This window comes from Conyzicola sp. (assembly GCF_046714715.1).
GTDB lineage: Bacteria > Actinomycetota > Actinomycetes > Actinomycetales > Microbacteriaceae > Conyzicola.
The window spans coordinates 36107-48904 of the sequence record NZ_JBKKAD010000018.1; the positions used below are offsets into that span (position 1 = coordinate 36107).

Annotated in this window: 13 protein-coding genes; 6 read left to right on the top strand and 7 right to left on the bottom strand. The window is 70.5% G+C overall.

The features are described from left to right. The first annotated feature begins 20 nt into the window (after window positions 1-20). From ACLQ6X_RS01850 to ACLQ6X_RS01870, 5 genes are read left to right on the top strand one after another with little or no spacing between them, the layout of a single operon-like run. Window positions 21-1106, top strand: coding sequence for an LLM class flavin-dependent oxidoreductase (locus ACLQ6X_RS01850; protein ID WP_411698457.1), 1086 nt, complete (start codon window positions 21-23; stop codon window positions 1104-1106). Further along, entirely contained in the window at window positions 1103-1798 is a 696-nt protein-coding gene (locus tag ACLQ6X_RS01855) for a cysteine hydrolase family protein (RefSeq protein ID WP_411698458.1), read from the top strand. Before ACLQ6X_RS01850 ends, ACLQ6X_RS01855 begins: the two co-directional genes overlap by 4 nt. Beyond that, window positions 1795-3162: an NtaA/DmoA family FMN-dependent monooxygenase gene (locus ACLQ6X_RS01860; protein WP_411698459.1), complete on the top strand. Its 1368-nt coding sequence runs from the start codon at window positions 1795-1797 to the stop codon at window positions 3160-3162. Before ACLQ6X_RS01855 ends, ACLQ6X_RS01860 begins: the two co-directional genes overlap by 4 nt. After that, window positions 3159-4406 (top strand): MFS transporter, encoded by a 1248-nt coding sequence (locus ACLQ6X_RS01865; RefSeq protein WP_411698460.1) that lies wholly within the window; start codon window positions 3159-3161, stop codon window positions 4404-4406. Before ACLQ6X_RS01860 ends, ACLQ6X_RS01865 begins: the two co-directional genes overlap by 4 nt. 9 nt (window positions 4407-4415) lie before the next feature. Further along, entirely contained in the window at window positions 4416-5066 is a 651-nt protein-coding gene (locus tag ACLQ6X_RS01870; RefSeq protein ID WP_411698461.1) for an FMN-dependent NADH-azoreductase, read from the top strand. A 6-nt stretch (window positions 5067-5072) separates the two neighbouring features. On the opposite strand, the gene ACLQ6X_RS01875 is transcribed toward ACLQ6X_RS01870, so the two are convergent. After that, entirely contained in the window at window positions 5073-5696 is a 624-nt protein-coding gene (locus tag ACLQ6X_RS01875) for a malonic semialdehyde reductase (protein ID WP_411698462.1), read from the bottom strand. Window positions 5697-5768: 72 nt separating this feature from the next. Here ACLQ6X_RS01875 and ACLQ6X_RS01880 point away from each other — a divergent pair, with 72 nt between their 5' ends. Beyond that, entirely contained in the window at window positions 5769-6110 is a 342-nt protein-coding gene (locus ACLQ6X_RS01880; RefSeq protein WP_411698463.1) for a winged helix-turn-helix transcriptional regulator, read from the top strand. An 8-nt stretch (window positions 6111-6118) separates the two neighbouring features. Here ACLQ6X_RS01880 and ACLQ6X_RS01885 read toward each other — a convergent pair whose 3' ends face one another. The 6 genes from ACLQ6X_RS01885 to ACLQ6X_RS01910 all read right to left on the bottom strand — a co-directional run bounded on the left by ACLQ6X_RS01885 (window position 6119) and on the right by ACLQ6X_RS01910 (window position 12786). After that, window positions 6119-6976 (bottom strand): hypothetical protein, encoded by an 858-nt coding sequence (locus ACLQ6X_RS01885; protein ID WP_411698464.1) that lies wholly within the window; start codon window positions 6974-6976, stop codon window positions 6119-6121. Between the two features lies 1 nt (window position 6977). Continuing rightward, window positions 6978-8045 carry a glycosyltransferase family 4 protein gene (locus ACLQ6X_RS01890; protein ID WP_411698465.1) on the bottom strand — a complete coding sequence of 356 codons (1068 nt, stop codon included), beginning with the start codon at window positions 8043-8045 and terminating at the stop codon, window positions 6978-6980. 91 nt (window positions 8046-8136) lie between these two features. Beyond that, a complete protein-coding gene (locus ACLQ6X_RS01895; protein ID WP_411698466.1) occupies window positions 8137-10797 on the bottom strand; it encodes a LuxR C-terminal-related transcriptional regulator in 2661 nt (886 codons plus the stop codon). Window positions 10798-10929: 132 nt separating this feature from the next. After that, the gene (locus tag ACLQ6X_RS01900; RefSeq protein ID WP_411698467.1) at window positions 10930-11187 is read right to left on the bottom strand and encodes an SHOCT domain-containing protein; all 258 of its coding nucleotides are present in this window, start codon (window positions 11185-11187) and stop codon (window positions 10930-10932) included. A gap of 8 nt (window positions 11188-11195) precedes the next feature. Beyond that, window positions 11196-11600: a DUF6325 family protein gene (locus ACLQ6X_RS01905; protein ID WP_411698468.1), complete on the bottom strand. Its 405-nt coding sequence runs from the start codon at window positions 11598-11600 to the stop codon at window positions 11196-11198. Between the two features lie 154 nt (window positions 11601-11754). Then, on the bottom strand, window positions 11755-12786 hold the full coding sequence (locus tag ACLQ6X_RS01910; protein WP_411698469.1) for an LLM class flavin-dependent oxidoreductase: 1032 nt from the start codon (window positions 12784-12786) through the stop codon (window positions 11755-11757). Between the last annotated feature and the right edge of the window lie 12 nt (window positions 12787-12798).

Genomic DNA, 12798 nt, shown 5'->3' on the forward strand with positions numbered 1-12798 from the left:
AGTCACAGAAAGAACGCACCATGACTGAACGCGAATACGGCATCTTCCTCCCCATCGCCAACGGCGGCTGGCTGGTCTCCGAGACCGCCCCGCACCCCGACGGCAGCTACGACTACAACAAGAAGGCCGCCATCATGGCGGAAGACGCCGGCATGGACTTCGTGATGTCGATGGGCAAGTGGAAGGGATTCGGGGGCTCCACCGACCACTGGGGCCGCACGCTCGAGTCGATGACCATGATGGCCGGCATCGCCGAGGCCACGTCGCGCGTCAAGATCTGGGCCACGGTGCACGCCAACGTGCACAACCCCGTCGTCGCGGCGAAGATGTTCACCACAATCGACCAGATCTCGGGCGGCCGGGCCGGCATGAACATCGTGTCGGGCGCCTACGCCGAGGAGTTCATGCAGATGGGGGAGTGGGACGCGTCGCTCTCGAAGGAGGCCCGCTACCGCATGGTCGACGAGTGGACCGAGGCGGTCATGCGGCTGTGGACCGAAGACTCCGTGACGATGGACGGCGAGTTCTTCACCCTCACCGACGCCGAATCGCGGCCGCACCCGGTGAAGCCGCCGACGATCATCAGCGCGGGAAATTCGCCCGCCGGCCGTGACTTCCAGGCCCGTCGCAGCAACGGGGCGTTCCTCTCCGGCGCGACCATGGAGGAGCTGCGCGATTCCTCGCGCGACGTGCACGAGCGGGCGGCCGCTCTCGGCCGCGAGGTGAAGACCTACGGCATGCTCACCGTCGTGATGGCCGAGACCGACGCTCTCGCCGAGAAGCGGGTCGACGAGATCGGCGTCGGCGTCGACCGGGAGGCCCTCGCGAACATGCGCGTGTCGTGGGGCATGCCGCGCGACCGCGTCAGCTCGTGGACGGAGTCGGCCACCGGCCACGACGCGTTCCAGACGCCCTACGTCTTCGGCTCGCCCGACACGATCGTGGGTCACATCAACACCGTCGTCGAGGGCGCAGAACTCGACGGCCTGATGATCATCTTCCCCGACTACCTCGAAGACCTGCCTCCCTTCGGCGAGAGCGTGCTGCCCGTGCTGCGCGCGCAGGACTCGGCCAGGGCCGCCCAGACGTGGTCGTCCAAGGCATGACCGGCGCGACGAACCTCGCCGCCCTCGAGAACCTCCCCGGCGCCCTGCTCGTCGTCGACGTGCAGCGCTCGTTCGCCGACCCCGCCTACCTGGGCGACTACGGTCTCGACGCGGCGGCATCCGCCTCGATCGTCGACGCGATCGCGACCATCGGCCGTCTCGTCGACTCGGCCCGCGCGCTCGGCGTGCCGGTCGTCTGGATCGAGCTCGGTTCCCAGCCCGACCGGGTGTGGCGGTCGAGCGGCTGGCTGCGCGGCGCGACCCTCGACGCCGCCATGTCGCCGGAGGAGCCGTGCGTCGTGGGCACCCCCGGCGCCGAGTGGTACGGCCTCGAACCCGCTGAGGGCGAGATCCGGGTGGTCAAGCGCGTCTACAGCGGCTTCTTCGAGACCGGTCTCGCGGAGCTGCTGCGCGACGCGGGCGTCGAATGGGTGGCGGTCACCGGCCTCACGAGCGAGTGCTGCGTGGCCGCGACGGCGACCGACGCCATGCAGCTCGACTTCCCCGTCGTCATCCCGTCCGACGCGACAGCCGCCTACGACGTGCGCATCAACACCAACGCGCTCGAACAGCTGGCACTCAATGTCGGCCAGATCGTCACAAGCGCCGACCTCGACACCCTCTTCGCGACATCCGCCCCCGCTTCTGCGGCAGCGCGAACCGCCCTCACCGGAAAGCCCGTGCACGCATGAACCACCCCGACACAGCCTTCGAATCAGACCCGAAGCACCTGCACCTCGCGTTCGACCTGTCGTTCACCCACACCGAGGGCCGCTGGGCGCGCCCCGGCTCGTGGGCCGGCCGCACCTTCCCCGACGTGCGCATGTTCCAGGAACTGGCGATCACCGCCGAGCGCGGCGGCATCGACATGCTGTTCTTCGGCGACGGCACGGGCCTGCCCGACACCTGGCGCGGATCCACCGACGCGGCGGTCGAGTGGGGCGTGCAGTGGCCGCGGCACGACATGAGCCCGTTCATCGCGGCGATGTCGGCCGTCACCGAGCACATCGGCTTCGGGCTCACGTACTCGTCGACGTTTATGCACCCGTTCTATGTGGCGCGACTGCTCAACTCGCTCGACCACGTGACAGGCGGACGCATCGCCTTCAACGTCGTCGCGTCGACGAGAGTGTCGGATGCTGCGAACTACGGTTACGACAGGCTGCCCGAGCACGGCCAGCGCTACGAGCGCATGGACGAGTTCATCGACGTGTGTCAGCGGCTGTGGGACTCGGTCGAGCCCGACGCGATCGTGATGGACCGCGAGACTGGCCGGTTCGCCGACCCGGCCAAGGTGCACGCGATCGACCACCACGGCGCGTTCTTCGACGTGAAAGGCCCGCTCACGAGCGTGCCGAGCCCCCAGGGCCACCCGGTGCTCGTGCAGGCGGGCAACTCGCCCCGCGGCATCGCGACGAGCGCGAAGTTCGCCGACCTCATTTTCGGCTTCGGCGGCAACCTGGCGTCGCAGACCCGGCACCGCAGCATGCTCGACGCCGAACTCGCCGCCAACGGCCGCGATCCGGCCGACGTGGGGATCCTGTGGGCCACCCAGCTAGTGATCGGGCGCACGGCGGAGGAGGCCGCGGCCCGCAAGAACGAGATGCTCGCCTACTGGGGCGACGAGGCGGTGGGCGCCTACCTGTCGTACAACTCGGGTTACGACTTCTCCACGGTCGGGTCGACGGTCAACCTCGGCGACCTGAACGAGACGATCGTCGCGACGGGCGCGTCGCCCTCGGGGCTCGTCGGGCAGCTCGTCACCGAGCTCGGCGCCGACCACGACATGAGCCGGGCGGAGTTCTTCGAGCGCGGCTGGAAGCACGCGGTCGGCTTCGACACGACCATGTCGGGCACGGCCGAGCAGCTGGCCGACCAGCTCGAGGAGAACTTCGCCGCCACCGGGTCGCGCGGCGGCTACATGATCGGCAACCCGCTGAGCATGCCGAGCTCGTACGTCGACATCATCGAACTGCTCGTGCCCGAGCTGCGCCGCAGGGGAACGATGGGGGAGGCCTACCCCGGCCGGACCCTGCGCGAGAACCTCGCGTCGTGAGCCGGCGGGCCCCGCGCTCGCGACCCGCGTCGTCGCAGTGGGAACAGACGATGCTGCTCTGCTGCCTCATCGGCTCGACCCAGATGACCTGGGGAACGATCGTGCCGGCGCTGCCGCTCTACGTCGACAGGTACGGCGTGACCGCGGCGACGCTCGGCGTGATCGTCGCCGCGTTCGGGCTCGGCCGGGTGATCGCGAACATCCCGGCGGGGCTCGCGCTGCGCTGGTGGCGGCCGCGGCCGTACCTGCGCGCGGTGTGCGTGCTGCTGGTCGTGGTGACGGCCGCGACAGGCTTCAGTCCGGATGCCGGCACGCTGATCGCGGCCCGCCTCGTGGCGGGAGTACTGGGCGGCGCCGCGGTCACCATCGGCTTCGCCGTGCTCGTGGCGGGGGCTCCGGCCGACCGGCGGGGGCGCGTTATGGCCACGGCCACCGCGGTGCAGATGTCGGCGGGCGCGCTCGGCGCGTTCGTCGGCGGTCTGACGCTCACGTGGTTCCCGCTGGAGGTGGCCTTCGTGGCCGCCAGCGTGCCGCTCGCCCTCTGTCTCGCGTGGGACGCGGCACGCCCCGCCGCGCACTACTGGCGGTCGCTGCGCGTCGGCGACCGGGTCGCACGGCCGGCAGAACCGTCGGCCGGCGGTGGCGCAAGCGTCGCGTCGTCGGGCCTGCTCGTTGTGGTCGTCGCGCTGGCGCTCGGCTCGTTCGCTGCGTTCTTCGCCCGGTTCGGCGGCGAGCAGGGGCTCGTGCCGTTGCTCGCCTACGAGCAGGGCGGTCTCACCCCGCTCACCCTCGGGATCGCCCTGGCCGCGGCCACGCTGGCCTCCCTCGCCGCGATGCCGCTCATCGGCGCCGTGATCGACCGTGGCCGTCGCGTCTCGGTGCTCGTTCCGGCCACGGTCGGCGCCGCGCTGGCGCTGCTGCTGTTCGCGGTGGCCGAGGGACCGTGGTTCTTCGCCTCCGCCATCGTCGTCTACGGGCTCGCCTCGAGTATCGCGGGAGTCGTGCCCTCGGTGATCATGAGCGAGCGGGTGCCCGCCGAGTTCAGCGGGGTCGTCGTCGGGGCCACGAGGACCGCCGGCGACGTGGGCGCCGTGGTCGGCCCGTTGCTCGTCTTCGGCGTGTTCGACGCCGCGGGGGTCTGGCCGGCCGTCGCCGTGATCGCCTCGGTGCTCGTGGTCGCCAACCTGCTGATCGTGCGGGTGGCGATCACGTCGCGCCGCGAACCGGTGCTCGCGAGCGGCTAGCGTGGCCTTATGCCCCACCTCCTGCACCTCGACTCCTCCGCCGACCTCGAGACGTCGCGTTCGCGCGCGATCGGGCAGACCTTCGTCGACGCATGGCTCGAGGCCGACCCGCAGAACACGGTGACGCACCGCGACCTGCACCGGGCGCAACTGCCGCACCTCGCGGATTCCTCGCTGCACTGGCCCGCGCACGCCCGGCCCGAGGGTTCCAGCCCGCCCGCCGACGCGGTCGCGTTGCAGGCGTCCCTCATCGAGGAGCTGCTGACGGCCGACGTCCTGCTCGTCGGTGCACCGCTCTACAACTACTCGATGCCGTCGACGCTCAAGGCCTGGATCGACCACATCCACGTGCCGGGCGTCACCGCCGGCGATAAGCGGCCGATGGCGGGCCGCCCCGCGGTCGTCGTCACCAGCCGCGGCGTCTCCTACGACGAGGGGACGCCGACCGCGGGCTGGGACCACGCGGTGCCCGCACTGCAGCTGATCCTCGGCACGTCGCTCGGCATGCCGGTCACCGTGATCACCACGAGCCTCACCCTCGCCGAGGCGGTACCCGAGCTCGCCGACCAGATCGACCGCGGCCGCGAAGACCTGGCGCTCGCCCACGACGAAGCCGCCTCGGCCGGTTCGCGCCTCGGCGGGATGACCCGCCTCGAGTAGGCGCGGCTACGCCCAGTGCACCACGTCGGAGTGGTCGAGGCGCGGGCCGCGATCGCGGTACGAGTCGTGGGTGGGGTGCCCGATGTTCACGACGAGGGTCGAGCGGAAACGTCCGTCGGGGAAGAATTCGGCGTCGAGTGCATCGGCGTCGAAGCCGCCCATCGGACCGGCCGCGAAGCCGAGGGCGCGCACCGCCAGCACGAAGTAGCCGGCCTGAAGCGCCGAGTTGAAGCGGGACGAGGCGATGCGCATCTCCTCGTTCTCCTCCATGACCGGAACCAGGGCGGCTCGGAAGGGCGCGACGGTCGGGATGTGCTCGTGGAACCTGCTGTCGAAGGCGAGCACGGCGACGGCCGGCGCAGCCAGGGTCTTTGCCTTGTTCCCCTCGGCCATGTGCGAGACCAGCCGGGCTCGGCCGCTCTCGCTGTTGACGTAGGTCACGCGCAGCGGCTGGAAGTTGGCGGCGGTCGGCGCCCACTTCGCGAGGTCCCAGATCTCGGCCAGTTCGGCCTCGGTCACCGGGGTCGGCGCGAAGGAGCTCGCGGTGCGGGCGTCCGTGAACAGTTGGGCGCGGGCCTCATCGTCGAGGCGGTGGGGGAGGTGCGTGGGCAGGTCGACGATGTCGGTCATTGTGCTTCCATTTCTGTCGCTACTAGGTAAAACGAAGTGACTAGTGTGAAGGTAGCACGGTATGCTGGGCCGATGACGACGCCGATCGAAATCCACGAGCCGCGTGCCTGCGACGGGGCGATCGTTCGGGCGTTCGGATTTCTCGGCAAGCGCTGGAACGGTGTCATCCTGAGCACGCTCATCGACGGTCCGGCCGGCTTCTCCGAACTGCGCCGGGCGATCGGCGGCATCAGCGATTCCGTGCTCTCGGAACGCCTCACCGAACTGACGGGCGCGACCCTGGTCGAACGCCGTGTGGCCGACGGTCCTCCCGTCGCCGTCGAGTACAGCCTCACGCCTGCGGGTCTGGCCCTCGTTCCGGCAATGCGCGAACTGGCGACCTGGGCGCGCGAGAACCTACCGGCGACCGACTAGTCAGACCGTCAGCGCGCCGGCCCGCCGGTGCGCCGCAGGTCGGCGACGAGGGCCGCCGGGTCGAGGTCGAACGGCGCGATACCGGTGCTGCGTCCCGCTGCCGTGAACTCGTCGGTCGCGAACCGCCCGCACACGATCTGGGCGGCGACCTCGTCGTCGTTCGGGGCCTCCGCCACGAGCCATTCGGCGAACTGCGCCGTGACGAACCGGTTCGCGCGGTCGAACGCGTGCCAGGCATCCGCGGCCGCATAGCCAGTAAGCGAGCGGATGTCGCGGGCCACCGCCGCCCGCTGCGCGGTGCGCAGCGCGAGCGACACCCGCAGGATCCGGTCGCACTCGTGCCGGCCCGCCGTCAGCACGCCCTCCACGGCGAGGCTCTCGCCCGGCTGCAGCGACAGCGCCTCGTAGATCTGCGGCAGCGGGTCGTCGGTGCCGCGCGCCGAGAACTCCTTATGCGCGCGGAAGACGTCGCGGAAGGTGAGCCAGTCGAGCACCACGCTCTCCGCGTTCGCGCTGAGGCACCGGTCGCGCAGCCAGCCCGGCAGCCCGGCGTCGGCCGTCGGCGACCGGCCGAGCGTCGACCACTGGGTGATCGGGTCGGTGGAGTCGATCTCGGTGGCGAGAAAGCCCAGCGTGGTCGGCTCGAACCGCACGACGGTGTCGAGCGCGAGTTCGAGCTCGCGTTCGTTCTGCTCCACCGTGCGGGTCAGTGCGAGCCGTGCCGCCTCGCCCGAGCGCTTGGCCGTGCGCAGGGTCTCGGCCGACTCCCGTGCCTGCGCGGCTCGGGCGCGCGCGGCGATCGAGGCCGCGGGCCCGGCGTCCGGGTCGCCCTGCGTCTGGCGCGCGCCGAAGAAACCCCTCCGCATCTCAGGCGTTCACGGCCTGAAGGCCGGCCCAGAGCTGTGCGGCCGAGTTCTCCCAGCTCCAGGTGGCCGCCTGGGCGGCACTCGCCTCCGACCGGGCGGCCCAAGCGCCGGGCGCCTCGAGGGATCCGATGGCGGCGGCGAAAGCCGCGGCATCCGTCGGCCTGAAGAACAGACCGGCCTCGCCGGCGATCTCGTGGAAGATCGTGATGTCTGACACGACGACGGGCACGCCGAACGCCATGGCCTCCACGAGCGGGATGCCGAAGCCCTCGTCGAGCGAGGCGCTGACGAGGGCGGTCGACCGCTGCAGCAGCTCGACGTACTGCGCGTCGGTCGCGCCGTCGTGCACGACCAGGTTGTCCGCGGTATTGAGGGCGCGCAGGCGCTGCTGCGTCTCGGCCGGCATGGGGCTCATCAGGTGCAGCGTGTAGTCGGGCAGGTCGTTCATCGCCGTCACGAGGGTCTCGACGTTCTTGTACGGCATGAACGAGCCCATGTAGACGTGGCTCTTCTCGCGCGGCCGGGCGGCGGCGGGTTCGACCGGCGCCGCGGCGAGCGAGCTGGCGTTCGGCGCGAGGATGAGCGGTTTCGTCGTGAGGTTCTTGCGCGTGATGAGGTCCATGGTGGTGCGTGAGACGGCCGCGACGGCATCCGCGCGGTTGAGCAGCATCCGCTGCGGCCACCAGACCAGGTGGTACAGGCGCCACAGCACGCGCACGGCCTGCGGCAGGTTCCGCGGCGGGGTGCGATGCGTGTAGTAGATCAGGTCGTGCACGGTGAGCACGAGCTTGTAGTTGCGGCCGAGCGAGCCCATCGTCTGCATGGGGGAGAAGACGACATCCGGATGCAGCGGATTGAGGTAGCGCGACATGAGGGAGTCCTTGGGGCTCGTCATCGCTGGTGCCATGATCCACGGCAGGTCGGGCAGCATCTCGAGCTGGCGTTCGTCGTTGATGATCATAGTGACGGGCGTCAGTTTGGCCAGTTCACGCACCAGGTTGGCCGAGTAGCGGCTGATGCCGTCGTGGGTTCCCCAGCGCACGGCTCTGCAGTCGAAAAACAGCTTCACGGGTGGTGCGCCCCCAGGGTCTCAGATCGTGCACGGGTGATCGACACGTTATCAGCCCGGGCGGGGGACGAGATCCGCTGCGGCGGGGCGGCTAGACCAACCCGAGCCGCTCGGCCTCCGCAATGGCGCTGCGCCTCGACGTGACCCCGAGCTTGCGGTAGATGCCGCGCATGTGCGTCTTCACCGTGTTGATCGAGAGCAGCATGTCGTCGGAGATCTCGCCCACCGTGCGCAGGGTCTTCAGCTCGGAGAGCAGTTCTCGTTCCTTCGGGGTCAGGGCCCCGGCGGCCTGGGTCGGCTCGAGAGTCTCGCGGCCGCGCGCCAGGAGTTGCGCGGCGACGGCATCGTGCTTGCCGAAACGGTGCAGCCCGTGGGCGAGCACCGCGCGCACCGAATCGCCGCCCGGCCGCACCACCTCGGCCAGTGCCCCCGTGTCATCCGCCCGCTCCAGCGACCGGCACATGGCGGCGTGCGCGCGAAACGCGTTGCCGGACTCGTGCTCGAAGACCGATTCGAGCGACCACTCGACGATTTCGGAGACCGGCGTGCGCGGCCCCCGCGACTCGTGCAAGAGCGGGGTCAGGATGCTGCGGGCCGACGATTGGCGCCCCGTCGAGTACAGCAGCAGGGCATACGCCACGTTCCAGTCGTGGCCCTCGCCGATCAGGTGCCGCGCCCTGTCGAGCAGCCGCTCGCTCCAGCGGTGCTCGCCGATCGTGAGCGACATGCGGATGCCGAAGTGCAACGACGACACGACGGCCGACGGCGGTGCCCCGAGGAGGTAGGGAGGGGGCCACGCTGTCGTGAAGTCCTGCGCGGCCCGTCGCTTGTCGGGCAGGGAATCGAAGGTCACCGCATGCAGAGCGTGCCTGGTTCCCATCGCGACCTCGTCGATGTGCTGCCTGCCGGCGAAATCGGAGGCCGCTCTCAGGTGGTCGCGGGCGGCGGACTCGTCGAGCAGCTGGTACTTCGCCCAGCCGGCCAGTGTGTGGGCGTGGGCGAGGGCGGTGTTCGACGCTCGCCCCGGCGACCGGTCGGCGATCTCCAGCGCGCTGAGGGCGTGGCGCAGGCACGCGCGCAGGTCGGTAGCGGCGAGACGGGTGGCGGCCAGGCCGACGGCGCTCATCGTCTGCACGGAGAGGTCGCCGATGTTCTCGGCGATCGCCCGCGACGCCTCCAGCTCTTCGGTCGCGCGCACGTTCTGTCCGACCCGCGTCTCGGCGAGACCGCGGCCGAGGTGCAGCGCCTCCCGCAGGTCGTCGGGCAGCGCGAGCATGGTGCTGTCGGCCCACCCCGACGACAGCCCGTCGATGCACTCGCCCCGCAGCAGCGCGATGCGCAGTTGAACCAGGTACAGCAGCCAGTCCCACTCGAACAGGTCGTCGACGTCGAGACCCGTGGGGCGCACACGCGCGACCGCTTCGGATGCTCGGTCGGCCTCGCCGCAGTCCGCGGACGCCCAGGCCAGCATGAGGCTCGCGAACGGGCCGGCGGTCGCGCGTCCGGTCGTGGAGCCGGCGAGCGCGAGCATCTCGACCCCGTGGCCCTCCGCCACCAGCGCGTAGGCGCAGCGCCGCAGGACCGTGTCGACGAGCTCGGCGTCGAGCACGTCGAGCGCCAGCCGCAGAGCGACGAGCGGGTCGCCGTTGGTCATGTGCCACTGCGCGGCGCTGGTGGTCATCTGCCGCAGGGCGGTCGGGGAGAGCTCGACGATCTTCTCGCGCAGGAACGAGCGGAAGAGCGGCTGCACCCGGTACCAGATGCGTCCCCGGTCGTCGGTGGACACTCGGCGCAGCATGGGGTTGTTGCTGGCCAGCCGCCGAAGAGCGTGGGCGCTGTCGAGCGAGGTGCAGACGGCGTTCGCGAGGCTCGCCGTGACGAGCGGGCAGATGCCCGCGGTGAGAATCGTCGACTGGTCGAGCGGACTCAGATCGTCGAAGACCTCGCGCTGCAGATACTGGTGCACCACGTCGGGGTCGAGCAGGCCGAGCCGGGTGTCCAAGGTGCCGGTCGATCGAGCCACCCCGGCGTGTGCGAGGCTGAGCGCCGCGGGCCAGCCGTCCGACGCGGCGTACAGGGCCTCGACGCCGTCGTCGTCGATGTCGTCGTCGAACAGCGCGCACGCCTCCGCGCGGGTGAACGAGAGCGAGTCGGCGGTGAGCTCGCGCAGCCGGTTGGTCAGCCGTGCGCGCTGCTCGAGCAGCGACGACCGGGTGGCGAACACGACGTAGACACTCGCCGGAACGAGTCCGAGCAGACGGATGAACTCCGCCTCGGACGGGCCGTCGGCGAGCAGGTGCGTGTCGTCGAACACGAGCGCAGTGCGCGGGCCGAGCAGGTCGAGCGCCCGGGTGAGCCCCGCGAGCAACTCGCTGTGGCGGCGCGGGGCCATGCTCACCTCGAGCGAGCCGAGGGCGCGCTCGGCCGCGTCGTTGCCGGCCGCCGCGACACCGAGCGCCGCGAGCAGAGACCCCCAGAAGACGAGCGGATCCCGGTCGTCGGTGTCGAGGTCGCACCAGGCGACGACCACGCCCTCCTTCTTCGCGGCGGCAGACCACTGGGCGAGAAGCGACGTCTTGCCGTAGCCGGCGGGCGCATTCACCATCATGAAGGTCGCGTCGGGGGAGTCGAGTCCGGTGGACAACGCGTCGTAGAGCCGTGGGCGGTCGACGAGCTCTCCGACCAGAACCGGCACGCTGACCTTGGTCGCCGGTGTGTCGTGGATAAGTCGTGCACCGCTCGCCGTCACCATGCGATGAATATACGACCGGGCCCGGGCGGCGCGGTAGGGGGCGATGGTGTCTCGCCCTCAACGGGTGAGATGCCACGGATGAACCTCACCCGCTGGCACCCGCACCGGCTCACCCGCGGTCTCACCAGCCGCCTACCAGCCGAGGACCCGGTTCTTCGCGCGGGTGAATTCTTCGTCGCTGATCGCTCCCGATCGGTACAGCGAACTCAGGGTCGCGAGCTGCGACGGGATCGATTCGTCGTGCACGGGAGGAACCTGCTCCGGGACGGCGCGATCCTCCGGGTCCCGGCCGACGGCGACGGCGATCATGGACGCGGTACCGGCGACCACTCCGACGCTGGTGAGCTCGCCGAGCAGGCCCGGCCTTCCGAATCTCCTGAACAGCGGCACGGTGCTTCCTAGCTGTCGACGAGCGAGGCGGCCGCTACGGTGCGGGGCTCGACGCGCACGTGCAGCTCGAGAACCCCGCCCACGTCGGCGGCGAGCTGTGCCAGCGAGCGCGACCAGGTGTGCTCGATCGCCAGCAGCAGAGCCGCGCGGCCGGACTCGATGCCGTCGACCACGAGCTGCGCGTCGGTGCTGCTGAGCAGTGGGCGGGGGTGGGGACTGATCGTCGACCAGCGCGGCACGATGTCGTCTTCCAGGTCGGTGACCGTGATCGCTCCGCCCGGGTCGCGTGTGGCGATCACGGCGTCGACGATCCGCAGGGCGCCGCCCGTGGCGAGCTGCTCGAGCAGCGGGGCGACACCCGGCATCAGACCGGGATCCGGGAACGATAAAACGACGACGTCGACCGGACCCATCGTGTGCTCCCCTCCGTGCCCGCTGTCTGCGCCCGCTCCCTGTGCCTGCGGTGGTGCACATTGTGCGTCCACTTCGCGAGCACCAGAATCACCCGCCGGAGGTGACAGCCGGCCGGGCCGTCGGTAAGCCCCGGCCGGCAGTCGCCCCGGAGGCTCAGTCGGCGAGCAGCTCGCGCACGCGCGGGATGACCCGCGTGCCGTACAGCTCGATGCTCTTCATCAGCTTGTCGTGGCTCAGGCCGCCGTTGCCGTACTTGAGGTCGAACCGCGAGAGGCCGAGGCCCTTGGCCGCGTAGGCGATCTTGGCGGCGACGGTCTCGGGCGAGCCGACGAACAACGCGCCCGTGGGCGAGGCGGCGTCATCGAACTGAGCTCGGGTCATGGGCGGCCAGCCGCGCTCGGCTCCGATGCGCGCCATCATGGTGCGGTAGTGCGGCCAGAGCTCCTCGCGCGCCTGCTCGTCTGTCTCGGCTATGTGTCCGGGAGAATGTTCGCCCACGGGCTGCGTCGGCTGCTCCAGCTGCTCGAGCGCGCGGTGGTAGAGGTCGACGAGCGGCGCGAACCGCAGCGGTTCTCCGCCGATGATCGCGAGCATCAGCGGCAGGCCGTAGCGGGCCGCGCGGATGACCGACTCGGGGCTTCCGCCCACGCCGACCCAGGTCTTGAGCAGTCCGTTCTCGACCGGCGGGTAGACCGACTGCTCGGCGAGCGGTGCGCGCGTGCTGCCCTGCCAGGTGACCGGCTGCTGCTGGCGCACCGCGGCGAACAGGTCGAGCTTCTCGTCGAAGAGCTCCTCGTACTGCGACAGGTCGAATCCGAACAGCGGGAACGACTCGGTGAACGATCCGCGCCCGAGGATGACCTCCGCGCGGCCGCCCGAGACGCCGTCGAGCGTTGCGAAGCGCTGGAACACCCGGATCGGGTCATCCGAACTCAGCACCGTCACCGCGGAACCGAGACGGATGCGCGAGGTGCGCGCCGCGATGGCCGCGAGAACGACCTCGGGGGCGGAGACCGCGAAGTCTTGGCGGTGATGCTCGCCGATGGCGATGAAGTCGATGCCGACCTGATCGGCGAGAACGCCCTGGTCGACGATGTTGCGCAGCACCTGCGCGTGCGGCAGGGGGCGGCCTTCGGCGTCGTCCGTTACGTCGCCGAACGTGTCGAGCCCGAGTTCGATCTCCATGGTCTGTCTCCT

Excerpts from the sequence above, each read along its gene's own strand:
- ACLQ6X_RS01910 (WP_411698469.1), bottom strand. The coding sequence starts at position 12,786 with ATGGAGATCGAACTCGGGCTCGACACGTTCGGCGACGTAACGGACGAC.
- ACLQ6X_RS01905 (WP_411698468.1), bottom strand. The coding sequence starts at position 11,600 with ATGGGTCCGGTCGACGTCGTCGTTTTATCGTTCCCGGATCCCGGTCTG.
- ACLQ6X_RS01850 (WP_411698457.1), top strand. The coding sequence starts at position 21 with ATGACTGAACGCGAATACGGCATCTTCCTCCCCATCGCCAACGGCGGC.
- ACLQ6X_RS01855 (WP_411698458.1), top strand. The coding sequence starts at position 1,103 with ATGACCGGCGCGACGAACCTCGCCGCCCTCGAGAACCTCCCCGGCGCC.
- ACLQ6X_RS01880 (WP_411698463.1), top strand. The coding sequence starts at position 5,769 with ATGACGACGCCGATCGAAATCCACGAGCCGCGTGCCTGCGACGGGGCG.
- ACLQ6X_RS01875 (WP_411698462.1), bottom strand. The coding sequence starts at position 5,696 with ATGACCGACATCGTCGACCTGCCCACGCACCTCCCCCACCGCCTCGAC.
- ACLQ6X_RS01885 (WP_411698464.1), bottom strand. The coding sequence starts at position 6,976 with ATGCGGAGGGGTTTCTTCGGCGCGCGCCAGACGCAGGGCGACCCGGAC.
- ACLQ6X_RS01860 (WP_411698459.1), top strand. The coding sequence starts at position 1,795 with ATGAACCACCCCGACACAGCCTTCGAATCAGACCCGAAGCACCTGCAC.
- ACLQ6X_RS01870 (WP_411698461.1), top strand. The coding sequence starts at position 4,416 with ATGCCCCACCTCCTGCACCTCGACTCCTCCGCCGACCTCGAGACGTCG.
- ACLQ6X_RS01895 (WP_411698466.1), bottom strand. The coding sequence starts at position 10,797 with ATGGTGACGGCGAGCGGTGCACGACTTATCCACGACACACCGGCGACC.